General features: G+C 51.0%; 20 protein-coding genes. 16 read left to right on the top strand and 4 right to left on the bottom strand.

Annotation, left to right across the window (positions count from 1 at the left end):
- Positions 1-199: 199 nt before the first annotated feature.
- The 5 genes from apbC (at position 200) to DT73_RS21245 (ending at position 8,650) form a co-directional block, all read left to right on the top strand.
- On the top strand, positions 200-1,309 hold the full coding sequence (apbC, locus tag DT73_RS21225; RefSeq protein ID WP_036114821.1) for an iron-sulfur cluster carrier protein ApbC: 1,110 nt from the start codon (positions 200-202) through the stop codon (positions 1,307-1,309).
- 185 nt (positions 1,310-1,494) lie between these two features.
- Entirely contained in the window at positions 1,495-3,180 is a 1,686-nt protein-coding gene (locus DT73_RS21230; RefSeq protein ID WP_036114823.1) for a sensor histidine kinase, read from the top strand.
- Positions 3,177-3,902 carry a two-component system response regulator BtsR gene (btsR, locus tag DT73_RS21235; protein ID WP_036114826.1) on the top strand — a complete coding sequence of 242 codons (726 nt, stop codon included), beginning with the start codon at positions 3,177-3,179 and terminating at the stop codon, positions 3,900-3,902. Before DT73_RS21230 ends, btsR begins: the two co-directional genes overlap by 4 nt.
- A 176-nt stretch (positions 3,903-4,078) precedes the next feature.
- Positions 4,079-5,881: a carbon starvation protein A gene (locus tag DT73_RS21240; RefSeq protein ID WP_036114829.1), complete on the top strand. Its 1,803-nt coding sequence runs from the start codon at positions 4,079-4,081 to the stop codon at positions 5,879-5,881.
- Between the two features lie 891 nt (positions 5,882-6,772).
- The gene (locus DT73_RS21245; protein ID WP_036115297.1) at positions 6,773-8,650 is read left to right on the top strand and encodes a methyl-accepting chemotaxis protein; all 1,878 of its coding nucleotides are present in this window, start codon (positions 6,773-6,775) and stop codon (positions 8,648-8,650) included.
- 128 nt (positions 8,651-8,778) lie between these two features.
- Here the strand turns inward: DT73_RS21245 and DT73_RS21250 are convergent, their stop codons facing one another.
- Positions 8,779-9,108, bottom strand: coding sequence for a DHCW motif cupin fold protein (locus tag DT73_RS21250; RefSeq protein ID WP_036114831.1), 330 nt, complete (start codon positions 9,106-9,108; stop codon positions 8,779-8,781).
- Between the two features lie 330 nt (positions 9,109-9,438).
- On the opposite strand from DT73_RS21250, the gene DT73_RS21255 reads away from it, so the two are divergent.
- Positions 9,439-10,200, top strand: a complete 762-nt coding sequence (locus DT73_RS21255; RefSeq protein WP_036114834.1) for a helix-turn-helix domain-containing protein — start codon at positions 9,439-9,441, stop codon at positions 10,198-10,200.
- Here DT73_RS21255 and leuA read toward each other — a convergent pair.
- Both leuA and DT73_RS21265 read right to left on the bottom strand, forming a co-directional pair.
- A complete protein-coding gene (gene leuA / locus DT73_RS21260; protein WP_036115300.1) occupies positions 10,190-11,860 on the bottom strand; it encodes a 2-isopropylmalate synthase in 1,671 nt (556 codons plus the stop codon). The two genes, DT73_RS21255 and leuA, sit on opposite strands and share 11 nt — an antisense overlap.
- Before the next feature lie 250 nt (positions 11,861-12,110).
- A complete protein-coding gene (locus DT73_RS21265) occupies positions 12,111-13,823 on the bottom strand; it encodes a diguanylate cyclase (RefSeq protein WP_036114837.1) in 1,713 nt (570 codons plus the stop codon).
- Positions 13,824-14,549: 726 nt separating this feature from the next.
- Here DT73_RS21265 and rbsK point away from each other — a divergent pair.
- From rbsK to DT73_RS21290, 5 genes are all read left to right on the top strand, one after another.
- The gene (gene rbsK / locus DT73_RS21270; protein WP_036114841.1) at positions 14,550-15,761 is read left to right on the top strand and encodes a ribokinase; all 1,212 of its coding nucleotides are present in this window, start codon (positions 14,550-14,552) and stop codon (positions 15,759-15,761) included.
- A 58-nt stretch (positions 15,762-15,819) separates the two neighbouring features.
- On the top strand, positions 15,820-16,743 hold the full coding sequence (locus tag DT73_RS21275; protein WP_036114844.1) for a dihydrodipicolinate synthase family protein: 924 nt from the start codon (positions 15,820-15,822) through the stop codon (positions 16,741-16,743).
- A gap of 65 nt (positions 16,744-16,808) precedes the next feature.
- Positions 16,809-18,122 (top strand): MFS transporter, encoded by a 1,314-nt coding sequence (locus DT73_RS21280; RefSeq protein WP_036114847.1) that lies wholly within the window; start codon positions 16,809-16,811, stop codon positions 18,120-18,122.
- A 411-nt stretch (positions 18,123-18,533) separates the two neighbouring features.
- Complete coding sequence (locus DT73_RS21285; RefSeq protein ID WP_036114850.1) at positions 18,534-19,466, top strand: omptin family outer membrane protease; 933 nt, start codon at positions 18,534-18,536, stop codon at positions 19,464-19,466.
- 271 nt (positions 19,467-19,737) lie between these two features.
- A complete protein-coding gene (locus DT73_RS21290; RefSeq protein ID WP_036114854.1) occupies positions 19,738-19,998 on the top strand; it encodes a hypothetical protein in 261 nt (86 codons plus the stop codon).
- 80 nt (positions 19,999-20,078) lie between these two features.
- On the opposite strand, the gene DT73_RS21295 is transcribed toward DT73_RS21290, so the two are convergent.
- Entirely contained in the window at positions 20,079-20,834 is a 756-nt protein-coding gene (locus DT73_RS21295) for a UTRA domain-containing protein (RefSeq protein WP_051691517.1), read from the bottom strand.
- Positions 20,835-21,070: 236 nt separating this feature from the next.
- Here DT73_RS21295 and DT73_RS21300 point away from each other — a divergent pair, with 236 nt between their 5' ends.
- From DT73_RS21300 to DT73_RS21320, 5 genes are read left to right on the top strand one after another with little or no spacing between them, the layout of a single operon-like run.
- Complete coding sequence (locus DT73_RS21300) at positions 21,071-22,132, top strand: ABC transporter substrate-binding protein (protein WP_036114857.1); 1,062 nt, start codon at positions 21,071-21,073, stop codon at positions 22,130-22,132.
- Positions 22,133-22,145: 13 nt separating this feature from the next.
- Positions 22,146-22,964, top strand: coding sequence for an alkaline phosphatase family protein (locus DT73_RS21305; RefSeq protein WP_036114859.1), 819 nt, complete (start codon positions 22,146-22,148; stop codon positions 22,962-22,964).
- 2 nt (positions 22,965-22,966) lie between these two features.
- The gene (locus DT73_RS21310; RefSeq protein WP_036115306.1) at positions 22,967-23,806 is read left to right on the top strand and encodes an ABC transporter permease subunit; all 840 of its coding nucleotides are present in this window, start codon (positions 22,967-22,969) and stop codon (positions 23,804-23,806) included.
- 17 nt (positions 23,807-23,823) lie between these two features.
- Positions 23,824-24,603 (top strand): ABC transporter permease, encoded by a 780-nt coding sequence (locus tag DT73_RS21315; RefSeq protein WP_036114863.1) that lies wholly within the window; start codon positions 23,824-23,826, stop codon positions 24,601-24,603.
- A 7-nt stretch (positions 24,604-24,610) separates the two neighbouring features.
- A complete protein-coding gene (locus DT73_RS21320) occupies positions 24,611-25,603 on the top strand; it encodes an ABC transporter ATP-binding protein (protein ID WP_036114865.1) in 993 nt (330 codons plus the stop codon).
- Positions 25,604-25,733 lie beyond the last annotated feature (130 nt).

Raw genomic sequence — 25,733 nt, forward strand, 5'->3', positions numbered from 1 at the left:
GGCTACTTTCCGTAACCGCCCGGGGATAAAATCGCAACAGAACACAGATTGAACAGACAAATGCGTAGCTGCATGCAAATGTATGAGAAATTTTTACACCGCTACCCGGAGCAGGCTGGAGTTCTGGTATGCTTAAGCCATTGTGCAGCGCCTTGCGGCCTGCCGGTTCACATCACAAGAATAAAGCAAAGGAGTCGGGATGAATTCTCAATCCCAGGTTAAGTCCCCTGAAGCCATGCGAGCTATGGTGGCCGGGACACTGGCTAATTTTCAGCACCCAACGCTTAAACATAATCTGACAGCGCTGAAAGCATTGCGCCATGTCACCTGGCTTGATGACACGCTGCATATTGAATTGCAGATGCCATTTGCCTGGGCCAGTGCATTTGAAGAGCTGAAAGAGCAATGTAGCGCAGATCTGTTGCGTATTACCGGCGCGAAAGCGGTGGACTGGAAGCTGACACACCATATTGCCACCATGAAGCGGGTGAAAAATCATCCCGGCATTAATGGCGTTAAAAACATTATTGCGGTCAGTTCAGGCAAAGGTGGGGTGGGTAAATCTTCTACTGCCGTGAATCTGGCGCTGGCACTGGCGGCAGAAGGGGCAAAAGTAGGGATTCTGGATGCCGATATCTATGGGCCGTCAGTTCCCACCATGCTGGGTGCAGAAGCTGAACGCCCCAGTTCCCCGGATGGCACCCATATGGCACCCGTCATGGCTCATGGCCTGGCAACCAACTCAATTGGTTACCTGGTTACCGATGACAACGCCATGGTGTGGCGCGGCCCAATGGCCAGTAAAGCACTGATGCAGTTACTGCAGGAAACCTTGTGGCCGGATCTTGACTATTTAGTGCTGGATATGCCGCCAGGCACCGGGGATATCCAGTTGACGCTGGCGCAAAATATTCCGGTTACCGGAGCCGTGGTGGTCACCACACCTCAGGACATCGCCCTGATTGATGCCCGCAAAGGCATTGTGATGTTTGAGAAAGTGGAAGTGCCGGTATTGGGTGTGGTTGAAAACATGAGCATGCATATTTGCAGCCAGTGTGGCCACCATGAGCCCATCTTCGGTACTGGTGGTGCTGAAAAACTGGCCCAGCAATACCACACCACATTATTAGGGCAATTGCCGTTGCATATTAACCTGCGTGAAGACCTGGACCGTGGCACACCTACTGTCATTAGCCGCCCGGAAAGTGAGTTCACCACTATCTACCGTCAGTTGGCTGGACGTGTTGCCGCCCAAATGTACTGGCAGGGTGAAGTCATTCCTGAGGATATCGCCTTCCGCGCAGTGTAATTGCCACACCGGTAGTTAGCTGCCCACTGCATACGGGCCACATTTTGAGCGGCCCGTATGCGTATCTGTTATGGTTTACTGCATTTTGTTCTGTAAAATCAAAAATAGTTGAAAGCCTTCAAAGAAAGCGAACCTGCTGCGCGCTAAGGTAGCCGTCATCACTGTGATGACTCCTGCGGGCGTATATGTACGAGTTCAACCTTGTTCTGCTGTTGCTCCAGCAAATGTGTGTCTACCTGGTTATTGCCTGGTTAATGAGTAAAACCCGCCTGTTTATTCCGTTAACCCAGGTTACTGTCCGCTTACCGCACAAATTACTTTGCTACGTCACCTTTTCCTTTTTCTGCATTATGGGCACCTATTTTGGGCTGCATATTGAAGATTCTATTGCCAATACCCGGGCGATTGGTGCGGTGATGGGGGGCTTATTGGGTGGGCCGCTGGTTGGTGGCCTGGTGGGGCTGACAGGCGGTTTACACCGTTATGCCATGGGCGGTATGACGGCATTCAGTTGCATGATATCCACCATTGTTGAAGGGTTGCTGGGTGGCCTGATGCACCGCATCCTGGTTAACCGTGGGCGTGCAGACCTGTTGTTTAACCCAATAACGGCGGGCGCAACCACCTTCGTAGCTGAAGTGCTCCAGATGGGGATTATTTTGCTGATTGCCCGCCCGTACAACGAAGCACTGCACCTGGTAGAGAGCATTGCTGCGCCTATGGTGGTCACCAACACCGTGGGGTCCGCCATGTTCATGCGTATTCTGCTGGATAAACGCGCCATGCTGGAGAAATACACCTCCGCGTTTTCCACTACCGCGCTGAAAGTGGCGGCGCTGACTGAAGGTATTCTGCGCAACGGTTTTAACCAGGAAAACAGTATGCGGGTGGCTCATGTGCTCTACCAGGAGCTGGATATCAGTGCGGTTGCCATTACAGATTGCGAGAAACTGCTGGCGTTTACCGGCACTGGCGACGACCATCACCTGCCGGGCAGGCCTATTTCTTCAGGCCTGACATTACGTGCCATTGAAACTGGCGAAGTAGTTTATGCCGATGGCAATGCGGTCCCTTACCGCTGCTCGCTGGACTCCCACTGTAAATTGGGCTCCACTTTGGTCATTCCGTTGCACGGCGAGAATGGCAAAGTGGTGGGCACCATTAAGCTCTACGAAGTTAAAAACCGGTTATTCAGCTCTATCAACCGCACACTGGGTGAAGGCATTGCCCGTCTGTTCTCGGCGCAAATTCTCGCCGGGCAGTATGAGCGGCAAAAACAGTTACTCACCCAGTCTGAAATCAAACTGCTGCATGCCCAGGTTAACCCCCATTTTTTGTTTAATGCGCTCAATACCCTGGTGGCCGTGATCCGCCGCGATAAAGACCAGGCGTGCGAGCTGGTGCAGTACTTGTCTACGTTCTTTCGCAAAAACCTCAAGCGCCCGGCGGAAGTTGTTACCCTGGCTGATGAAATGGACCACGTGAATGCTTACCTGCAAATAGAACAGGCTCGTTTTCAGTCACGGTTGCATGTACAGCTTAACTTACAGGAAAGCCTGAGCATGCAACACCTGCCCGCATTTACGCTGCAGCCTATTGTCGAAAACGCCATCAAGCACGGTACCTCGCAGTTACTGGGAGCCGGGGAGATAGTTATTAACGCCAGCACCCAGGGTAAATGGCTGGTGCTGACTATTGAAGATAACGCCGGGTTATATCAGCCCGGGCCAGATGCACAGGGGCTGGGAATGACGTTGGTTGATAAACGCCTGCGGGCGCGATACGGAGATGCCTGTGGGATTCAGGTGGAATGCCAGCCAGAACGTTTTACCCGGGTAACGCTGCGCCTGCCGCTGGAGGAAATGCCATGATTACAGTACTGATTGTGGATGATGAACCCCTGGCGCGGGAAAACCTGCGAGCGATGCTGGAGCAAGAAAGTGATATCCAGGTGATTGGTGAATGCAGCAATGCGGTGGAAGGAATTGGCGCTGTGCACCGGGAACACCCGGATGTGGTGTTTTTGGATATTCAAATGCCACGTATCAGTGGCCTGGAAATGGTAGGGATGCTCGACCCGGTAAAACGCCCGTGGATTGTGTTTCTTACCGCCTGGGATGAATATGCAGTACAGGCTTTTGAGGAACATGCTTTTGATTATTTACTCAAACCGGTTGAAGCCAGCCGCCTGGCAAAAACCCTGCATCGTTTGCGCCACGAACGCACTGAACAGGATACGGCGTTACTCCCCCAGGTAAGTGAGAATCTGCGTTATATCCCTTGCACCGGGCACAGTCGTATTTATCTGCTGCCGGTTGAAGATGTCAGTTATGTCAGCAGCCGCCTGAGTGGCGTGTTTGTGACCAGTGCTCACGGTGATGAAGGCTTTACGGAACTGACGTTACGTACTCTGGAAACACGCACGCCGTTGTTGCGTTGCCACCGGCAGTACCTGGTCAATATGGCGCACCTGAAAGAGATTCGTTTTGATGAAGGTGGGCAGGCCGAGTTATTGCTGCGCGACGGGCAAAGCGTGCCGGTGAGCCGCCGCTACCTGAAAAACCTGAAAGTGGCGCTTGGCCTGAAGGCCTGAAATTCTGAACCCGGCGTGGTGCTGTTCAGCATGCCGGATTCACACTTCACCCGCACCGCTCAGTACGCTATAGCGCCACTTAAATCCGCTTATAACCGCTCACTGGTAAACCCCTCTGTTGCAGACTTTCCTTGTGAAAAGATAGCCGTGAACTTCTTTATCTCTGGAGTTGGGCTATGTCACATGCATTGACTTTTGTTATTGCCACGCTGTGTATTCTCGCTATCTGTTACCGGCTGTACGGCGTGTTCTTCGTCCGTAAGGTGCTGAATACGGATAACAGTGAAGTCACACCGTCGCATTTGCTGGAAGACGGAAAAGATTACGTACCAACAAAAAAATGGGTGAACTTTGGTAGCCATTTTGCAGCAATCGCTGCCGCTGGCCCACTGGTTGGCCCGGTTCTGGCAGCTCAATATGGGTATTTTCCCGGTTTTTTATGGCTGCTGGTAGGTTGTGTTGTGGGCGGCGCGGTTCACGATACAGTTGTGTTATTCGCGTCAATGAAACACCAGGGTAAGTCGTTATCCGAGGTGGCGAAATCTGAACTGGGGCCGGTTGCTGGCTGGTGTACCGGGCTGGCGATGTTGTTCATCATCACCATTACGATGGCGGGTTTGTCGATGGTGGTGGTTCATGCACTGGAGCGTAACCCCTGGGGGACTTTCGCTGTCTTTATGACTATCCCCGTGGCGATGGGTGTTGGCTTATGGGAACGCTATACCGGTAATATGCGGGCGGCAACCTGGGTTGGGATTGCAGTGATTTTTGCCTGTGTGGTGGCCGGGCCTTATATTCAGGAATCCGCATTTGGTGAGTGGCTGAGCCTGAAAGCAACGACAGTGAGCCTGGTGTTACCCTGCTATGCGTTTTTCGCAACCGCACTGCCAGTGTGGATGTTACTGACACCGCGCGGTTATCTTTCCAGTTTTATGAAAATTGGGGTATTTGGTGCGCTGGTTATCGGCGTAGTGTTTATTAACCCGGAAATTCAGTTCCCTGCCGTAACTTCGTTTATCAGCGGTAATGGTCCGGTGCTGGCAGGCCCGGTATGGCCGTTTATCTCTATCACCATAGCCTGTGGGGCGATTTCAGGCTTCCACGCCTTTATTGGTTCAGGCACCACACCAAAACAGATTGATAAATGGAATGATATTTTGCCGGTTGCTTTTGGCGCCATGTGTGCGGAATGTGTTGTCGGTGTAATGGCACTGATTGCCGCAACAGCGTTACACCCGGCCGATTATTTCGCCATTAACTCTGCCCCCGCCACCTTTGCCGGCCTGGGTATGGAAGTCGTTAACCTGCCGAAACTGAGCCAGGAAATTGGCCTGGATCTGTACGGGCGCACGGGTGGGGCGGTGACACTGGCGGTTGGGATGGCAGATATCTTTACTCGGGTTCCCTGGTTCAGCCACCTGGCATCGTACTTCTTCCAGTTTGTGGTGATGTTCGAAGCGGTATTTATTCTGACTGCCGTCGATTCCGGAACCCGCGTAGCCCGTTATTTGCTACAGGATTTTCTGGGTGATATCTGGCCGCCGTTAAAACGCACTACCTGGGTACCCGGTGCGGTGGGGTGCAGTATTGTTGCCTGTGCATTATGGGGGTATTTGCTGAACTCCGGGGATATCAATTCGGTCTGGGCGTTGTTCGGGGTTTCTAACCAGTTAATGGCTTCAATTGGCCTGATTATTGGTGCGACGATTATTCTGCGCCTGTCTGAAAAACGTATTTACATCCTTACCTGCCTGGTTCCGCTGGCGTATCTGTATGTCACAGTAAACTATGCCGCATACTGGATGGTGAAATATGTTTATTTCAACCCGGCAGCAAAAGGCTACAACCTGTTCAACGGGGTTATCTCTGTCATTATGGTGGTGCTGGGGGCGGTAATTCTGGTTTCGGCATTACAACGTTGGGTGGTGTTGTGGCGTTTGCGTGGTGCACAGCATGCTGAGTCTGCGACAGCTGCTTAGTCCGTACTCTTCATATAGCCGCACTATTAAGTAAGCGTGTACCCGGCGTATTTGGGGTGTAAAAAAGGCGTCTGCGAAAGCAGGCGCCTTTTTGGTTACAGGTGGGTAAAACCCAATTTCACAGATAATACAACTTCAACGAAACGGCTTAACGCGACATCTATAACACTACATCTGTACAACGACAGCTTTAACGAAATGACATGACGTAACTCAGTACTTCTGTTTCACAACTGCGGTTATTGCTTTACTGCAACAGCTTAACGAATAACGAACAATGACAGTAAGAACGACATCGACGACCTTAGCTACATCTACATCTACATCTACATCTACTACATCTACAACCAACAACACATGGAACACAGTAGTAACAGCGACGACCACTACAACCACTGTACGAACGAATAAGTTGACAGACAGCGTTTAAAAATAATTAACCACGTAAAACCCCTGATGCGCAGGTAAGAAAGTCATACCTGAATGGCTTTATTTATAACGTACCAGAGAGAAAAGGTTGTGATGCAGATCTCACTACAAAACAGCTTATACTTCAGGGGTATAGCGGGGTACTCCCCATTGCTGAAACGAGGCAAACCCGCCTCCAGGGCCAGAAACGCGAACCTGCGCAGGGTTAATTTTCCCTGGGGCAAATTTTCTCCGGGCCGTTGCATGAAACTGCGATCATCACCACAACTGACAACATCCGCGTAACATTTTGCTTAATAATGGCTACGCCTTGTCGATAATACCGGTGACAGATTGTACTTCTCCTCCTGATAACGCGGGTTTCCTGGTTCAATTAAAAACAATGAGGCCGCTATGGGAATTTTATCTTCTTTTGTATCTGCTCCTGCCCGTGCATTAACCGGCGCACACCCGGTAAGTGGGGTGTTCAATTGCCAAAAATTACCCGCCTCGCTGCGCCAGGCCGGTGTGCCTGATAAAGGCGGCATATTAATGGTGTTCGTTCCACCCCAGGCGAACTTCCGCCAGGTGAGTGAAGCGTGGCAACGTTTTGGTACTCCCGCACGTAGTGTGCTGGTGCTCTCTTCTACCGGAACATTGTGCCAGCAAAAACAGTGCTTATATGCCGACGAAGAAGGGCAGGAAGGCAGTTGGCTGTTTTTGCCACAAACGCTGGTGAAAGAACATGAAGTACACCATGTAAACCTGCATGCCAGTGATACCCATACAGTCGCCACCCGTGTTGATGCTATTTCACGCGAACTTAGTGCGTTGCAGGTCAACATTCCGCTTTCTGCAGAAAATACCTTTGCTCTGGTTTATTGCGATGGCCTGTCGGCATCTGAAGGCTTCTTAATGCAGGCCTGGTATAAAGCCGGTCGTTTTCCCTGCCTTGCCATTGGCGGTTCCGCTGGCGGTAAGCTGGATTTCAGTGGTACCTGGATTGGCAGTAAAGGCCAGGTTTTGCAGGGCCAGGCTGTAGTGGTGTTTTGCCGCATTGCAGACGGGAAATCTTTTGCTCCCTTTAAGAGCCAGAATTTTGAGCCAACCCGCAGTAGCTGGCTGATTGCCCATGCAGACCCGGTAGCCCGTACTGTCACCTCCGTATTTGACGACACCGGGCATGAACACCCAATTGTGCCTTATCTTGCCAGCCAACTGGGGTGTTCGCCGGACTCCCTCGCCAGCGGGCTGGAGGGGTACACCTTTGGTGTGAAAGTGGGCGATGACTTTTTTATTCGCTCAGTGGCACAGATAACCCAGGAGAGTATTCACTTTTTCTGCGACCTGGAATTCGGTGACCGGCTCTATTTACTGAAAGCGACTGATTTTATCAGCCATACCCAACGTGACTGGCAGGAATTCGTGGCTGAACATGGCTCACCTTCCGGCATGATCCTGAACGACTGCGTGTTACGCCGTGTGGGTAACAAAGCGCAACTGCCAGCGGCACGCTTTTTTGGCAACCTGCCAGCTGCCGGGTTCTCAAGCTTTGGCGAAATTCTTGGGGTGCCAATTAACCAGACACTCTCGGCACTGGTGTTTTTTGATAAAGACAACCATGCGATGCGCCATTTCCCGGTGGAGTATGCGGCTTATGCTGCCCATTATGCACAACGTACCTTACGGCGCTGGGAAGCTTTGCACCGTTTGCAATCACGGGTTATCGACCAGGTGATTAACTACCAGCAGGAGCTCAGCCCGTTACTTTCGGCGTTACCTTTACTGGAAGAGGCCACACACCGGCAAAGTGATGCACTGGATGTTGCCCAGAACAGTATTCGTGCCATGAGTACTTCTGCCGGGGAAACCCAGCAGGCGCAAAAACGCCTGGAAGAAGGGTTGCAGTCACTGGAATCGATATCTGAGGAAATAACCAAAATCACCGGGGGGATCCGCAGTATTGCAGACCAGACCAATCTGTTAGCGCTGAATGCCGCGGTAGAAGCCGCACGCGCTGGTGAAGCAGGGCGCGGGTTCGCCGTGGTGGCAGAAGAAGTGCGCCGCCTGGCTCACAAAGCCAAAGAACAGGCTACGGCAACCGCACAAAGTATTGGCGAGTCTGTGGAAACCATCGGCCGGATACGCCTGGTCACCCGGGAAACGGTAGCTGCAACCCAAACGATGGCTGACCAGAGCATTCACGCGGCAGACCAGATTGCCCATATGAGTGAGCAAAACAGCCATGAAAAAGACAATGTGGCTCAAAGCCTGGAACGCCTGAAAGTGGTGGCGAAAGGGATGGATGCCATGCAGGAAGCCGTTGCTCAATTAACCACGCTCCAGCAACTGACACGTTAACTGCTCCCGGAAATGGGGGAACAGGCGCCACAAACGTTGTTTACGGGTGAGCATGCAACCACTGTATGCTCACCCGTGGCGATTCATGGCTGGCGGTAAGTTACCCAGGCATTTAACCTGCGGCGGAGTCAGTCAACAATAAACAGTTTTGCTCCGGATACCGTAGATGAGCGGTGTGCTTCTGCACCATCTGCAACCTGGTAACTGGCGCCTGGTGTGAGGGTAAAGGTGCGGCCGTCATCCAGTTCGGTATGCAGTTCACCTTCAAGGCACAGCAGAATATGGCCTTTAGAGCACCAGTGGTCTGCAATATACCCGGGTGAATATTCAACCATCCTCACCCGAATGCCATCAAACGTTGCTGTTCGCCATATTGCCTGGCCCTGTTCACCACTGTGGACTTCGGGTGCTACATTTTCCCAGTTTGTTACACCAAAAGGGATATTTGCCATTTTCATCTGATTGACCTTCCCGCTGCTTAAATGGTTGTGACTGAAACAGATACCACGCCCGCTGCCATTAATACGCCTTGTTGCTCTTAACATATCAACAAATCATTTACTCATCTTATCGCTACAGTGGAATATTCAGATGTGTTCCGCGGCGGTTGAGCAGACAAGTGAAGCAGGGATGAAAAGCGTAGTCAAACTAATCAATTTGTCAGCGCTAAAATTACACCATGAGAAAAGGAGCGTTTATCACGGTGCTGTTTCTCTTTATCATTGTTACCACGGCTCGCTAGCAGTAGCGCCCCGGCACAAAGCAATCAAGTGAGAGTGTGTAACTCAGTGACCAGACAAAGTGACTTCGATTTTTCAGGCCGGTCAGTTATTCCCTATGCTCAGGATTACTGCCACGGCGCTTATGAAAGCTGGCATACCCACAGTTGTGCGCAGCTTATCCATACACTGAGCGGCGTAATCCGTGTGGAGACCCGCCATGGGTTTTGGGTTGTCCCGCCTTCACGGGGAGTATGGATACCGGCAGATATTCCTCATGCGCTGCATATTACCGGTGAAGTGAAAGCCCGGGTGTTGTTTATTGAACCGCTCGCCCGGGCTGATTTACCGGTTGCCTGCCAGGTGGTTAGTGTGAGTGATTTACTGCGTGCGCTGATTGTCAGCTCGCTGAACCTCCCTTCAGAATATGCATCAGGCAGCCGGGATGAACGTATTTATGAACTGATACTGGATGAAATCCGCCTGATGGACACTCTGCCGTTTCACATACCAGAGCCTGCTTCTGAGCGCCTGAGGCAATTGTGCCAGGCAGTGCGTGAAGCACCACAAGAACCCTGGTCAGTTGCGAGTGCGGCTGTAAAAATCAGTGCCAGCGGGCGCACACTTAACCGGCATTTTTACCAACAAACTGGCATGCAGTTTGCCGAGTGGGTGCGCCGTGTTCGCCTGTTGCATGCCCTGGCTCGCCTTGCCCAGGGTGAGCAAATAACACGGGTAGCGCTGGACTGCGGCTATACAAGCCCGGGGGCTTTTAGTGTGATGTTCCGCCGGGTGATGGGTGTCTCACCCAGCGATTACTTTAGTCAGTAAGCAGGTTGCCAGCGGCATTGAGCATTGCCTGCAGAGAAGCCCGGGTAATATCGCTGTCAATACTGACTCCCCAGGCATATGCTCCAGCCCGGTTCTGGCAGCATACATAGGCAACTGAGCGGCTGTCGCTGCGTTTGCCCAGCGTATGTTCCTGGTAACTCACTATTTCCAGTACCTCTTTTACCTCGCGGCACAATGCAGTCAGTGCCGCAGACAGAAAACCATTTCCTTCTCCTGCCAGACTCAGTTTTTTGCCATTGCGGCAAATTTCCGCTGAAAGCACTGTACGCTGGTCTGGCAGGTTATTGCTGGCATACTCTTTTAACTGCAGTTTTGGTGTGTCAACCAACCCATAGGACTGGCGGAACAATTGCCAGACCGCCATTTGTGACATCTCTTTCTCACCGTTTTCCGCTTCTTTTTGCACGCGCAGACTGAAGTCTTGTTGCAACTGGCGTGGCAGGCTCAGGTTGTGATTCTGTTCCAAAAGCCAGGCCGCGCCACTCTTGCCAGACTGGCTGTTGACGCGAATCACCGCGTCATAACTGCATCCCACATCTGCCGGGTCGAGCGGTAAATAGGGAATTTGCCAGAAAGGGGAGTCAGAGTGCTGCCGGGCGGCAAACCCTTTTTTTATCGCATCCTGGTGAGAACCAGAATAAGCGGTAAAGACCAGTTCTCCGGCGTAAGGGTGACGCGGTGCAACGGGTAACTGATTACACTCTTCCACCACCTCAACCACTTTTTTCATTTCGCTGAAATCAAGGCCGGGTGCAATACCCTGGGTATATAAATTAAGAGCCAGTGTTACAAGGTCAACGTTGCCGGTACGCTCACCATTGCCGAACAGGCAGCCTTCAACCCGCTCAGCCCCCGCCAGTAACGCCAGTTCTGCGCATGCTGTGCCGGTTCCGCGGTCGTTGTGGGGGTGAACACTGATACAAACCTGTTTACGGCGTGAAAAATGGCGGCAGAAATACTCTATCTGGTCGGCATAAACATTCGGTGTACTCACCTCAACCGTCGCTGGCAGGTTGATAACCATAGGGCACGTTATTCCGGGCTCCCAAACATCAGCCACAGCTTCGCAAATCTGCAGGGCAAAGTCTGGCTCGGTAAAACAAAACGTTTCCGGGGAATACTGAAATGACCACTCTGTTTCTGGCGTTTCATCGCATAACCGGCGAATTTGCCTCGCAGCACGCACGGCAAGCTGGATTATTTCATCACGGGTCTGGCGGAAAACAACCTCCCTGAAAAGCGGGGCTGTCGCATTGTATAAATGAATGGTTGCCAGCCGGGCTCCCTTTAATGATTCAAAGGTGCGGGCAATTAAGTCTTCCCGGGCCTGGGTCAGCACCTGAATTGTGACATCCCGCGGAATTCGCTGCTCTTCAATCAGTGAGCGGACAAAGTCAAAGTCAGTTTGCGATGCACTAGGAAATGCGACTTCAATTTCCCGGAACCCGCAGCTAACCAGCAAGTCCCAAAACTTCAGCTTTCTGGCACCATCCATTGGCTCGGCCAGCGCCTGGTTGCCATCTCGTAAATCTGTCGACAGCCAGCGTGGGGCGCTTTTCAGTGTATTATCCGGCCATTGTCTGTTGGGAAGACTGATGGGCGGGTGCGCTTTATATTTCTGTGCAGGGTTTTTTAACATGCCGGGTTCCTCTGTAATAAGAGGCTCCAGTGTCATAGTAAACCTGCCAGAAAACTCACCAGAACCTGACAATCACTTTTGCAAACGTGACAATTTCTGGAAAACGTTATCACCTGGCATGGGGCGTAAAGGCAGGTAAACAAGACATGTGTGCTTTTGCCAGCATGTTATCAACCTCACTGACTGCCAGACAGGTGGAGTGAAAACACAGGCCATGAGTGGCGCAGCACAAGCTCGGGCTGGCCTGGTATCAGTCAATCACAAACCGGTTACGCCCCTGGTCTTTGGCGTTATAAAGGGCAATATCAGCCCGCCGGACCAGGCTTCGTTCGTCATCGCCTGGTTGCCACTGCGCGGCACCAAAACTACAGGTGATGGTTAGCCCAAAGGGCATACTGGCATGAGCGAGTGACTGTTGCAGGCGTTTCAGCACCGTGGTGAGCTGGGTTTTATCACTGTCAGTAATCAGTAACATAAATTCTTCCCCGCCCCAGCGCCCGGCAATATCCTGCCAGCGTAACTGGTTGCATACCAGCTCACTTATTTGCCTGAGAATACTGTCCCCTGTCTGGTGGCCGTAAGCATCGTTAACCTGCTTGAAATGGTCGATATCCATTAACACCAGCGAAAAATTTCGTGCAGCGCTCGCCTGGTGGAGCAGAGACAATAATTCACTGTCCAGCCGGTAGCGGTTATATAAACCGGTGAGTTTATCGGTCTGAGCCTGTGTGCTCAGTTGTTGGTTGTGCTCCCGGAATTCTTCACTGGCAACATGCATAAAATTGACCAGGCGCGACATCAAAGACGGCCGTGTCCGTGCCATTCGGGCCGGCGTGGCTCTGGCATATATTGGGCTGGCATTGCCTTCACGCAGCGCCACCATCAACAGCGATGTGTTATTCAGCGTTACTTTGCCTTTTACTGAGCTGTACTCCCCCCAGGTAACAAAACCACTCATCGGTGCCAGGCTGCCCGGCAGCATGGTTTCCTGCCAGGCATAATCGGCGAACAGCATATTGCGAATAGTGCAGGAGTAACCAAACAGCACTTGTGGCGCGAAGTCAGCCAGTGTTGTGCACCAGTCATCAATGCAGGCCAGACTACGATGTGCATCGCCATAACCAAATGAAACATCTTCTCCGGTAAGCACATCTCCGGCGACACGAATGTGCCCGGCGTTATTCACTTCAACGGGCACCCGTGAAAGCAACAACGATGGGCGAGGGAGCAATACCGGGAAGGCCAGTGCGTCATGAGCAAACTGGTTGTCGTTCTCTATTGTGGTGTAGTTGTGGTACACCTCGAACGCGGGCAGGTTATCGATAGATTTTATCCACGAACCCTGAGCATCAGTAATACGCCGGTTCATGCTCATGGGTAACCAGCCGGTGTAACTGAATGTCCGGCAATGCAAATTCTGGCTCTGAATCAGCACCAGTACAAACCCACTTTGTAGCGGGTCGCTACCACATAATAGTCCGGTCGGGTGTACTGGAGAGGCCACACCACCAAATAGTTGAGTTTGCTCCGGAAGTTGCAGGTTTAATACTACGTCGAGTAGCGGGTCATCCACCGGGGTGCTCAGCAACATAACCAGGCTCAGATTTGGTGTATGGTGCAGAATTTGATTAATGGCGAGCGCGCTCAGGGGGGAAGACTGCATATTCACGGGTAAAACCTGAATATAGCTCTGTTCAAACAGCGTAATACTAACCATTAATTGCTGGCTGCCCGGGCTGTTATCCATAAAATGGCCACCAGTGGTCACGCCAATAATTTCAACGTTATCCAGTTTCTCTTCCAGCCAGCGTTGCACAAAGGCGTACAAATTGTCGAAGCCCGAGCCGGTATAGATAAATACCAGTTTGGGGTGCTGGCTTGCCGCAAGCGCCTGCAGGTCTTTTGCCTCCCAGATTTGGGAGAGTGAATGTTGTTGTGAAATCACAAAGGACCACTGCTTCATATGACCCCCCGGGCGAAGCAAAAAAAGTTTTCCCCTTCTGGTGCAAGGGAGCATGCCTGCTCAGGTCAGCCATTGATGCTGGTCTGTTCCACTTACCTGTATTTTACACCGGGCTTTTCTGGGTGCGATTGCTATTTATTATCGACATATTTCCTTGCGGGGAAATACTTCTGTGGGAGTAGTTGGTTTTGTAAGGTTCATTGCAAGATGCATTCTTTCAGGTTTTTACAGGTATATTTCCCTTGATATTTGATTTAAGTATTAAATAAAACCATTGGGTTGCTGTTGTGCGTATATTTTCTGGTTTTGGTTTTTTCTGTTTTTGTTTTTCTATATTTTCCTGCCGTTAACTAATAAATATTTTCTGGTGAGTTGCCAGTAATCAGTATTTCCAGCTACTGCTGGCTGGCAACCTCTGCGGTGCACTGTTATGAATGAAGTAGCAGCCTGAATTTTTTTGTGGTTTTAAATCAATGAATTGAACTCTGTCTGTGAGATGGTTATGTGTTTTATCCATTATTTTTATATGGTTTTAGTGTGACAGGCGTCAAATAAATGACTGCAAGAAAATGAATTAAGAAAAAATAGCAGGTGTTTTTGTTTTTTTTAACGCAAGGTTTTTGGTCATTTTTGTTTGTTTCCGTTTTGCTCTGTAAGGTTTGAAGAAAATCACTTTTTACAGCCAGGGTATTTCTTAGTCTCAATTGTGTACTGGAGAGGAAAATTATGTTTCGCGAAGAACGCCGTAACAAAATTCTTGAGCATTTGGATAAAAATGAACGTGTCACGGTGGACTGGCTGTCCGGGCATTTTGCTGTCACTAAAGAAACCATTCGTAGTGATTTGGCGGCTCTGGTGAAACAAGGGTTAATTCGGCGTTGCCATGGCGGTGCCATGATTGTGCGGCGTAACTTGCAGTCACGGTTAATCAGCGAAACTGGCGACAACTTTGAAGTGTTGCTCAAACGCCTCTCTGAGCAGGAACCCGTTCGCAACCCGGACGTTTCCCCTCACGCACTGCGGGGGAAAGTATGCATTTTGGGCGCGTTCAATGTGGATATTGTGGCGTGGGTGCACCGGTTTCCGCGTGGTGGTGAATCCTTGCTGGCACAGCGCAGTTCACTGGGGCCGGGGGGCAAAGGCGCTAACCAGGCGATGGCCGCAAGCCGGGCAGGCGCTCAGGTGCATTTTGTCGCCAAAGTGGGCAAAGACCAGTTTAGCCAGTTTGCCTTTGATCACCTGGCATCTTCCGGGATCCACTCTTTCCGGTTGTACCAGTCTGAACGGGAGCCTACGGGCAATGCGCTGATCTATGTCTCACAGGATGATGGCGAAAACATGATTGCCATTTATTCCGGTGCCAATAAAACCCTGAGCAGCGATGAAATTGCCAGCATGTCGCCAGAGCTTGCCAGCAGTAATGTGCTGTTGGTGCAACTGGAGAACAACTTTGATGCCACGCTGAACGCAATGAAGCTTGCCAGAGCATTGGGCGTGCAGGTGATTATGAATCCGGCGCCATTTTCACCCGATATTCTGGGCTGCATCGATCTTATCGACATTATTACTCCGAACGAAACCGAAGCGTCGCTGTTATCGGGCGTGGAAATTACCGACCTGGAAAGTGCGCGTGCCGCTGCTCTGGCAATAGTCGCACGTGGAGCCCGGCGGGTGATCATCACCATGGGTAGCCGCGGGGCACTGATTTATGACAACCAGCAATTTCAACATATTCCGGCTTTTCCGGCGCTGAGTGTGGATACCACCGGTGCTGGTGATGCTTTTAATGGCGCTCTTGCGGCAGCAATAGCCGACGGGCAAACCCTGGCACAGGCTGCAACCTTTGCCTCGGCGTTTGCCTCCCTGGCTGTTGAGCGCGAAGGGGCGTCTAACATGCCCGCGTACCAACAGGTGATATCACGCCTGGCGTTGCGCTGACATTACGCGTTGTTTTTTTGAATGCAATCACCGCCAGTCAGGCGGATCAGGAGAATTTATGAAGTCCATTGAGGGTATTGTTCCGGTCATGCTGACCCCGTTTACGGCAGAAAACCAGATTGACTGGACTGGGCTTGAGCGGCTGGTTGACTGGTATATCGCGTCGGGAGTGGATGCGTTATTCGCAGTATGCCAGTCCAGCGAAATGCAATATCTGTCGCTGGCAGAGCGCACGGAGCTTGCCCGTTTCGTGGTGGAAAAAGTGCAGGGCAGGGTGCCAGTAATTGCTTCCGGGCATATCAGCGATGATTTAAGTGCGCAAATTGAAGAATTACAGGCAATGGCGCAAACCGGTATCGATGCACTGGTGCTGGTAACCAACCACCTGGATCCGCAAAACAAAGGTACGGAAACCTTTAAAGCCACTCTGGCTGCACTGTTCGAAGCTTTACCGCAAGAATTACCGCTGGGTTTGTATGAATGCCCGGCTCCCTGGCGCCGTTTGTTGAGCGATGAAGAGTTCAGCTTCTGTGCGCAAAGTGGCCGTTTTGTGGTGCTCAAAGATGTCAGTTGCGACCTGCCCACTGTAATTCGCCGTGTCAAGCTGGCGCAAGGCACGCCGCTTCATGTCATTAATGCGAATGCTGCCATTGCATGGCCTGCTATTCAGGTGGGTTCTAAAGGGTTCAGCGGTGTCTTCACCAATTTCCACCCTGAGCTGTATGCCTGGTTATGGAAACATGGCAAGGAACAACCCGCTCTGGCACAGGAACTCTCTTTGTTCCTTTCCCTTTCCGCTGTGACAGAAACCCTGGGTTACCCCAAAAACGCCAAGATTTATCACCAGCAAATGGGCACGTTTGCCAGCGAATTCTGCCGGGTGAACAAGGATGACGTGCTGGAAAAATACTGGGGGCTGGGCGTCATTCTCGACCAGATTCGCCAGGGCACCGCACTGTGGCAAACCAAAACCGCTCGCTAACCAAACCTTAGCAGCATTTCCCTACAACCCTTCCCTGTAACAAGGGATAACCAGGTGACATAACAATGAAAGAACTTACCTCGACCCTGCCTGAGGATAGCCTGCCTGGCGTGAAAGGTTACCAGGGCACCGCCAGCCAGCCGGTAGTGGTAACCCGGCTGCGTTGGGGCATCATCCTGCTGCTGTTACTGGCGGCAATAGTGAACTACCTTGACCGGGCGAATCTGAGTATTGCCAATACTACCATTGCGGCAGAATTTGGTTTCTCCCAAACCGAAATGGGCTTATTGCTCTCTGCGTTTCTCTGGCCTTATGCCCTGGCCAACCTGCCAGCTGGCTGGCTGGTGGATAAATTTGGTCCCAAACGGATGTTTTCCTGGGCCTTGTGCCTGTGGTCCAGTTGTACTGTGCTGGCGGCATTTGTAAATAGTTACAGCTTCTTTTATGGCCTGCGCATGATGCTGGGTGTGGCTGAATCGCCGTTCTTCACTTCCGGGATTAAAATTACTCATCGCTGGTTTGGCGAAACAGAGCGTGGTTTGCCCACGGCTATTATCAACACCGGTTCGCAAATCGCCAACGCAGTGGCTCCGCCCATTCTGACTATTTTGTTACTCAGCTTTGGCTGGCGTGGCATGTTTGTAGGGATTGGGTTAATGGGGCTGCCGTTACTGCTTGCCTGGTGGAAATTCTACCGTGACCCGGTGGCGCGCGAAGATGCACTGATTCATGCCGGCCACACCACTGCCAGTAAAAATACCGGGAAAACCACCAGTTGGGGCAGCCTGTTCCGTCATCCCACCACCTGGTTTATGGTGATTGGTAACTTTTCAATCATGTTTACCATTTGGGTATACCTGACCTGGTTGCCTGGCTACCTGGAAAAATCTCTCGGGTTCAGCCTTAAAGCAACCGGCTGGATTGCCTCTATTCCCTTCCTGGCGGGTATTCTTGGTGTGCTGGTGGGCGGCACTCTGTCTGACTGGCTGGTACGCCGCGGGGTTAAACCTATTACTTCCCGTAAAGTGCCGATTGTTTTAGGTGCCGCACTGGCCGCCTGCTTTGTTGGCCCTATTCCGTTTGTCAGTAGCACACCTCTGGCAATTGGTTTGTTATCGCTGGGGTATTTCTGTTCCCAGATGCCGCAAGGCGCACTGTGGACGCTGGCAACTGATATTGCTCCAAAAGACCAGGTTGCTTCACTCGGTGCTATTCAGAACTTTGGGGGTTTTCTGGGGGCGGCAATGGCTCCGATTGTTACCGGGGTTATTCTGGATGCCACAGGTAAATTTACTAATGTCTTTCTGTTAGGCGCAGCTTTGCTGATGCTGGGCGCTATCAGTTTTGGGGTATTTGTTCGCAAACCACTCGGTCAGTAACGCCACATTTTTCCTCCTTGCCTGCCAGTATGTCTGTACTGGCGGGCTTTTTTATTTTTATCTTTTCTGTGTTATTAACTGTTTAATATTGATTCAGATGATGTAAATACGCTGTAGTTATTCACTGTAATAATGTGTATGGCGACATTCTTATTTATATATAGCTTTTCATTAACCACTAGTGTTGTGACTGTTCGGATTTTCTTGTCTTTTAGAGTGTATGGAACGTTATTTTTAGATGTAATGAAAAAATAACGTTATTAAATTACCAATTAAAAAATAAGTGACTAATATTTATTTTTGGTGATGAAAGCTAAATACCTCTGGTTTCGTAAATACTGAAGTGTTCATACCAAAAATAAATCCAAACCTGGTGTATCTATATCCGGGATAACAATAAATGGAATGAAAATGAAAAAACAAACAATAGTTGCGTTAATGGCAGTGTCTTTCTCTGGTGTCGCTGTGGCGGATATGAACCCGGCAATGCCAGACTTCTCACCGGAAAGTGTCTCCGTGGCGGCTTCCATGGGGTACCTGGGGGGTGAGTCCCATGAACTGGTTTATGATGGTGGCCGCAAAGTCAGCCAGCTAGACTGGAAGATAAAAAATGCGGCAATTATCAAAGGTGATATCTCCTGGGATGCTTATAGCTGGCTTACCCTGAATGCCCGTGGCTGGAGCACACTGGCCTCCGGCTCTGGTCATATGGACGACTATGACTGGCTCAATGATAACCAGTCTGGCTGGACCGACCATTCCAGCCATGAAAATACCAACCTGAATTATGCCAATGAATTTGACCTGAACCTTAAAGGCTGGATACTGCGTGGCGAAACCTACAAAGTAGGGGCGATAGCAGGTTACCAGCAAACCCGCTTTAGCTGGACAGCATTTGGTGGGGATTATAATTACGACAACGGTACCAATGTCGGGAGTTTCACGCCTGGTGAAAGAGGAATTGGTTACCAGCAACGTTTCTCCATGCCATATATTGGCCTGGTTGGGCAATACCGTTACCAGAACTTTGAAGTCAATGGCGCGTTTAAATTCAGTGGCTGGGTTAAGTCAAAAGATAACGACGAGCATTACATGCGTGACCTGACTTTCCGTGATAAAGGCGGCCACAGCAATTATTACGGAGTGGCAATGGATGTCGGGTACTACGTAACACCGAATGCCAAAGTATTTGCTGAATTTGCCTGGAACAAATATGAAGAAGGGAAGGGTGGTACAGAAATGATTGACCGGGATACCGGTACTCATGACTATTTTGATGGCGATGCCGCCGGGTTGAAAAATAAAAACTACACGGCGACAGTGGGCCTGCAATACCGCTTCTGACACCTGCACACCGGGTAACCATGCCCGGTGTGTTTTCTCTTTTCTGGGTTCCCTCGCCGTTATGGCCTTCCTTGCTGTTTCTGAATAAACCCCGCACAAAAAAACACCATCACGCTGCTTTAATGAGCATTCGGTGTATGACAACCATTAATTAATTGTCAGAGATTGTCACAAAGCGCTATCACTGCTTAACTTGCGGGCGCGCAGACGATAAAATTTGCGTTAAACCGATTGGCAGGATCTGCAACCAGGCCTGTGTCAGAGAAAAAGTATGTTTCGAAGAAAAGTAAAATATACGGCTGTTGATAAGATGCTGTCGAAGCTCCTGCAAAAACAGGGGCTCAGTAAAAAAGAAGCGTTCAGGCTGATTGAAAAAGACGTGTACGCCAGTGGCGAGGAAGAAGCCGCAACCAGTGCCCCCCAGGAAGAGGCCGATTATCCACCGGTCAGCCTGGATGTCACTTTCGAATTGCGTGAACTGCAATTACGGCGGGTACTGCTGGCCCGGCGAATAAAAGAAGGGAAACTGTAGCGTTTTTTTGCTCTTCAGGCGTGCGCGTCACCGGGCGTTCTGGAGGGCTGCACGCCACCCACTATTCAGCTTTGCCACTCTTACGTTGGTGTTGTGCGGGTATGAAAAGGTGCCCAGTCTGTATCGGAACCAGACCCGACAGCCACATCAATACACAATGCATCATAGCGCCAGTATTCATGGTCACAGTCAATAATGCGCCCGTACTGGTCGCGGTTAGTTCGGTCAATAAACAAGCCCGGGCTGCCCGGTGAAACATGCAGTCGCCCCGCCGCAAAAGCCGGAAGTGGCCCGGGGAACACGGTAAAACGCACACCACCGTAGTGCAGGCCATAATCACGCTGGTATAAATCAGTTAATGATCCGGTCAAATCTTTCTCTAATAGCCCCGGAAAATAACCAGGGTTAAGGGAGTTTTCGACATACAACACGGCGCGCCCGTCAATATGGCGCAGGCGGCGGATACAAATTATCTCGCTGCCGGGTGCAATACCTAACTGGTGAGCGACATCACTACTGGCGGGTTGCAGGCCCGCACTAATCAGTTCGGTACAGGTGTGGCGCCCCTGTGCCTGAGCCATTTCGCGAAAGTGGGAGTGGTGCAGTGGGTTGTAAACTAACCGGGGCGGGGCAATAAACCAGCCACGGCGCACTTCGCGGTAAATCACACCCTGTGCTTCTAACTGGCGCAGCGCTTCACGCAGCGTAATACGGGTAGTCATAAACTGCTGGCTTAACGTGCGCTCAGACGGCAAACGCCGGTCTTCGTCAAACTCACCACACTGAATGCGTTCTGCCAGTGCTTCACAAATCACTTCGACGGTTTTCTTCGCCATTTTCCCCAGCCTTAAAAATGTGCCAAATAGCCAAAATAGTGCATACCCTGACCCACGGATTAACGCCAGCCTGGAAACAACTTGCGGCCAGACTGTCATGTTTCTGTAATAAAACGTTTATAAATCAGAGATAAGCTCCAGTCTCCTAATTCGTTGTTCTGCTTTGGCCTGTGTTTTGCAACAACGATTTTGCTGGACTAGTCCAATAACAACCACATCACTGGAGCATAGCATTTATGAAACGCATGTATGTATCTTTGTTAGCCAGTACATTGCTCGTGGCGTTGCAGGTAGCCAATGTCCATGCGGCAGATTTGAGTGCGCTGGAAAAAGCCGCAAAGAGTGAAGGCGAAGTGAATAGCGTGGGTATGCCCGACAGTTGGGCAAACTGGAAAGGTACCTGGGCAGATATGCTGTCTAAATATGGCCTGAAGCATATGGATACGGACATGTCTTCGGCTCAGGAGTTAGCCAAGTTTTCAGCAGAAAAAGAAAATGCAACTGCCGATATCGGTGATGTGGGGATCTCTTTTGGACCAATCGCGGTAAAACAGGGTTTGGCTCTGCCGTATAAACCCAGCACCTGGGATCAAGTACCGGCCTGGGCGAAAGATAAAGATGGCTACTGGGCAGTGGCATACACTGGCACTATTGCGTTTATTATTGATAAACAACAAGTAAAAGATGCGCCTCACAGCTGGGCAGACCTGAAAAAAGGTAAGTACGTTGTGGATATCGGTGATGTTGGGGTTGCTTCTCAGGCCGCGTCTGGCGTGCTGGCAGCTAACTACGCACTGGGTGGTGATGAGAAGAATCTCAAACCTGCCCTGGCATTTTTTGCTGAGCTGGCAAAACAAGGGCGCCTGGGTGTAACAGATCCAACCATTGCCAACATTGAAAAAGGCGAAGTCCAGGTTGGGGTCGTGTGGGACTTCAACGGCCTGAACTACCGCAAACAAATCGACCCGAAACGCTTCGAAGTGGTTATCCCCTCAGATGGTTCCGTTACTTCGGGTTATACCACCATCATCAATAAATACGGCAAGCACCCGAATGCAGCCAAACTGACCCGCGAATATATCTTCTCTGACGCGGGGCAGATAAACCTTGCCCGTGGTTTTGCCCGCCCGATCCGTGCTGAGCATTTGACTTACCCGGCAGACGTGAAAGATCAAATGCTGCCAGACAGCGAATATAAAAATGCCCGCCCGATTGCCGACCAGCAGGCCTGGGAAAAGAGCGCCAAAATGCTGCCGCGTCTGTGGCAGGAAAACGTCATGATCAACATGCAGCAATAAGTTTGAGGGCGGTATGAAAACGATTCTGGTTATCCTCGATGGCCTGAGCAACCAGGTGGCATCACATGCGATGGGCTACCTGCAAGCAGAATGCGCCGAGGGAAAAGGGCAGGTTTATTCGCTGACCTGTGAACTGCCGTCGTTATCCCGCCCACTTTATGAGTGCATTCTCACCGGCGTTCCGCCGGTGAGAAGTGGCATCATTCATAATGGGGTGAGTCGGCTGAGCCGTGAACAGAGTATCTTTCATTACGCGCGTGCTGCAGGGTTAACCACTGCGGCCGCGGCTTACCACTGGGTCAGTGAGTTGTACAACCGTACACCCTTCGACCCGGCGCGCGACCGCCATGTGCAGGATCCAACACTCCCTGTGCAGTATGGCCATTTTTATTCTGATGACACCTACCCAGATTCACACTTGTTTGAAGATGCAGAGAGCCTGCGCCTGAACCATGACCCGGATTTTCTGCTGATTCACCCAATGAACATTGATGACGCCGGGCACAAATTTGGCCTTTCATCGCCGCAATACCGTAACAAAGCCCGTTTTGCAGACGGTTATTTATCCCACTGGATGCCTGTCTGGCTTGCTGAAGGCTACCAGGTTCTGGTCACTGCTGACCACGGGATGAATGATGACCGCAGCCATGGCGGGATTCTGGAAGAAGAAACCTGTGTGCCTTTGTTTGTATTTGGTGACGGGTTCTCAAAACTTCCTGATTTAACCATTCCCCAAACCACCTTGTGCGGCACTGTTTGTGAATTACTGGGGGTGGAGCACGATAAACCGGTTTGCCGTGCGTTGCTGGCACCGAAGCAGGAGTGGCACTAATGATGAGAGGAAAATGGCTTGCGTTACTGTGCCTGTTGCCATTTACGCTGTTTTACCTCGCGTTCCAGATTGCGCCCCTTATCTGGATTGTGGTGAACAGTTTCTGGAGCGACAGCATGGAGGCGTGGGGGCTGGGCAATTACCAGGACATTCTTACCTCGCCGTTTTACCAGCAGGCTATTACCAGCTCCTTGAAAATATCCATTTTATCAAGTTGTTATGGTCTGATTATTGCGCTGATTGGTGGCTACTCCCTGCACCAAATCGGTAATGGCAAGTTGCAGCGCATTATTATGTCATTCACCAATATGACCAGTAATTTTGCCGGTGTGCCTCTGGCGTTCGCCTTCATTATTTTACTGGGCCTGAACGGTTGTATCACACTGCTGCTGCGCAAATATGGGCTGCTGGGCGATTTCCGGCTCTATTCCATTGACGGTATGATTCTGGTGTACACCTGGTTCCAAATTCCACTTGGGCTATTACTGCTGTTTCCGGCGTTCGACGGCCTGAAAAAAGACTGGGAAGAAGCCAGTGCTCTGCTGGGTGCCAGCCGGATACGCTACTGGCTGCATATTGGGCTGCCTGTACTGTCTCCCGCGCTGATTGGCACGTTTGTTATCTTGCTGGCAAACGCTTTGGGTGCTTATGCCACTATCTACGCACTGACTTCTGGCAACTTCAACGTTGTACCGGTGCGTATTGCCGCGCTGGTGTCCGGGGACATTTCCCTTGATCCCAATATGGGGAGTGCACTGGCGATGTTACTGGTTGTGCTGATGTCGGCGATCACGGTTATCCAGCAGTGGATCCAGCGCCGCAGTTACCTTAATGCGCGCTGAATCAAGGAGCGGTACCCATGTCGAAAAGTGAATATGTTTACCACCGTGTGGTGATTGGTTTGTTATTACTGATTCTTGTTGTCCCTTTACTGGCAACGCTGCTGTACGCGCTGGCAACTGAATGGGGCGCCACTATTCTGCCCGATGGCCTGACTATTGAGTGGTTTTCGCAGTTGTGGCATGACCCGCGTTTTCTGGCTGCGCTGGGCCGTTCACTACTCATCTGTTTTGGTGCGCTGGTGTTTTCTTTTGTGCTGGTGCTGCCTGTGATGTTTGTGATTGCCTGGTATTTCCCGTTCCTGGGCAGCATCATGAACGTACTGATTTTGCTGCCTTTTGCCATCCCACCGGTTGTTTCTTCTGTGGGGTTATTGCAGCTCTATGCATCAGGCCCGCTGGTGCTTACAGGTACACCCTGGATACTTGTCGCCTGCTATTTCACGATAACCCTGCCGTTTATCTGGCGGGCTATCAGCAACAATATGCAGGCGGTGAATATCAAAGAACTGGTGAGTGCCGCAAACCTGCTGGGTGCCAGCACATTCCAGGCGGCGTTTCTGGTGGTGCTGCCGAACCTGCGTAAAGGGGCAATGGTTGCCGTATTGCTCTCGTTTTCTTTCCTGATAGGTGAGTTTGTGTTTGCCAACATTCTGGTGGGCACACGCTACGAGACGCTGCAGGTCTATCTCTACAACATGCGTAACGGCAGCGGTCACTTTACCAGTGCGCTGGTGATTTCCTATTTCTGTGTCGTGCTGTTGATTACCTGGCTTGCCAGTGCACTGAACCGTAAGTGAGGGCGTTATGTCTTATTTAAAAGTTTCACAACTCAATAAACACTATGGCCCAACCCGGGTATTTGAAAATATTGATTTCAGTGCGGATGAAGGTGAGTTTGTTACCTTACTTGGCCCCAGTGGTTGCGGTAAATCCACATTGTTGCGCTGTATTGCCGGGCTGACTGACCCGGACAGTGGCTCGGTGGAAGTTGCCGGGCAAAATATTGTGCCGCTTCCGCCGCAAAAACGCGCCATTGGGATGGTGTTCCAGAGCTATGCGCTGTTCCCGAACATGACAGTGAAAAAGAATGTGGCGTTTGGCCTGAGAATGCAAAAAATCCCGGTCGGTGAAATTGAACAACGCACGAACGAAGTGCTGGAACTGGTTGAGTTATCTGCATACAGCCATCGCTTCCCACACCAGTTGTCTGGTGGGCAGTGCCAGCGTGTAGCCCTGGCCCGTTCGCTGGTTACCCGCCCACGTTTATTGTTGCTGGATGAACCGCTTTCTGCGCTGGACGCGCGCATCCGCCGCCATTTGCGTGAACAAATCCGGCGTATCCAGCAGGAGTTGCGCCTGACCACTCTGTTTGTCACCCACGACCAGGAAGAAGCGCTGACACTGTCAGACCGGATTATCCTGATGAACCAGGGCAATATTATTCAGAATGGCAGTGCCGAAACCCTGTACACCGAGCCTGCCGATTTATTCGCCGCGAATTTTATTGGCAACTACAACGTACTCAGTGCTCAGGATATGGCGCGTTTGAGCGGTATTGAACACCACGGGCAGTGTGCGTTACGCCCGGAATCCATCACTATTTGTGCCCCTGGACAGGGCATTCCTGCCACTATTCTTGACCGCAGTTTACTGGGTAACGTGGTGCGCTACCGGGTGCTGGCGCAGGGTGTTGAATTACGCGTTGATGTACTGAACCGCAGTGTGGCTGACTTACTGTCAGACGGGCAGCAAGTTGCCATCACACTGGATCTCAGCACATTACGGGATGTGGCATGATTAAGTAATAAATGCCTGTGCGCATACGTCTCATACATCTGTGCACAGGCAAACAGTCAGTTCAGCCATTAGCTGGTTATTGCCATTCATTTTTTGTGGGTTTATTCTTTGTTGGAAAAATAAGCAGAAC

It is taken from the genome of Mangrovibacter sp. MFB070 (assembly GCF_000705335.1).
GTDB lineage: Bacteria > Pseudomonadota > Gammaproteobacteria > Enterobacterales > Enterobacteriaceae > Mangrovibacter > Mangrovibacter plantisponsor.

What these genes read in the sequence shown, in the direction of transcription:
- DT73_RS21280 (WP_036114847.1), top strand. Translation starts at nt 16,809, where the DNA reads ATGAAAGAACTTACCTCGACCCTGCCTGAGGATAGCCTGCCTGGCGTG.
- DT73_RS21285 (WP_036114850.1), top strand. Translation starts at nt 18,534, where the DNA reads ATGAAAAAACAAACAATAGTTGCGTTAATGGCAGTGTCTTTCTCTGGT.
- btsR (WP_036114826.1), top strand. Translation starts at nt 3,177, where the DNA reads ATGATTACAGTACTGATTGTGGATGATGAACCCCTGGCGCGGGAAAAC.
- DT73_RS21300 (WP_036114857.1), top strand. Translation starts at nt 21,071, where the DNA reads ATGAAACGCATGTATGTATCTTTGTTAGCCAGTACATTGCTCGTGGCG.
- DT73_RS21315 (WP_036114863.1), top strand. Translation starts at nt 23,824, where the DNA reads ATGTCGAAAAGTGAATATGTTTACCACCGTGTGGTGATTGGTTTGTTA.
- DT73_RS21295 (WP_051691517.1), bottom strand. Translation starts at nt 20,834, where the DNA reads ATGGCGAAGAAAACCGTCGAAGTGATTTGTGAAGCACTGGCAGAACGC.
- DT73_RS21230 (WP_036114823.1), top strand. Translation starts at nt 1,495, where the DNA reads ATGTACGAGTTCAACCTTGTTCTGCTGTTGCTCCAGCAAATGTGTGTC.
- DT73_RS21310 (WP_036115306.1), top strand. Translation starts at nt 22,967, where the DNA reads ATGAGAGGAAAATGGCTTGCGTTACTGTGCCTGTTGCCATTTACGCTG.
- DT73_RS21305 (WP_036114859.1), top strand. Translation starts at nt 22,146, where the DNA reads ATGAAAACGATTCTGGTTATCCTCGATGGCCTGAGCAACCAGGTGGCA.
- rbsK (WP_036114841.1), top strand. Translation starts at nt 14,550, where the DNA reads ATGTTTCGCGAAGAACGCCGTAACAAAATTCTTGAGCATTTGGATAAA.
- DT73_RS21265 (WP_036114837.1), bottom strand. Translation starts at nt 13,823, where the DNA reads ATGAAGCAGTGGTCCTTTGTGATTTCACAACAACATTCACTCTCCCAA.
- DT73_RS21320 (WP_036114865.1), top strand. Translation starts at nt 24,611, where the DNA reads ATGTCTTATTTAAAAGTTTCACAACTCAATAAACACTATGGCCCAACC.
- DT73_RS21275 (WP_036114844.1), top strand. Translation starts at nt 15,820, where the DNA reads ATGAAGTCCATTGAGGGTATTGTTCCGGTCATGCTGACCCCGTTTACG.
- DT73_RS21250 (WP_036114831.1), bottom strand. Translation starts at nt 9,108, where the DNA reads ATGAAAATGGCAAATATCCCTTTTGGTGTAACAAACTGGGAAAATGTA.
- DT73_RS21290 (WP_036114854.1), top strand. Translation starts at nt 19,738, where the DNA reads ATGTTTCGAAGAAAAGTAAAATATACGGCTGTTGATAAGATGCTGTCG.
- DT73_RS21240 (WP_036114829.1), top strand. Translation starts at nt 4,079, where the DNA reads ATGTCACATGCATTGACTTTTGTTATTGCCACGCTGTGTATTCTCGCT.
- leuA (WP_036115300.1), bottom strand. Translation starts at nt 11,860, where the DNA reads ATGTTAAAAAACCCTGCACAGAAATATAAAGCGCACCCGCCCATCAGT.
- apbC (WP_036114821.1), top strand. Translation starts at nt 200, where the DNA reads ATGAATTCTCAATCCCAGGTTAAGTCCCCTGAAGCCATGCGAGCTATG.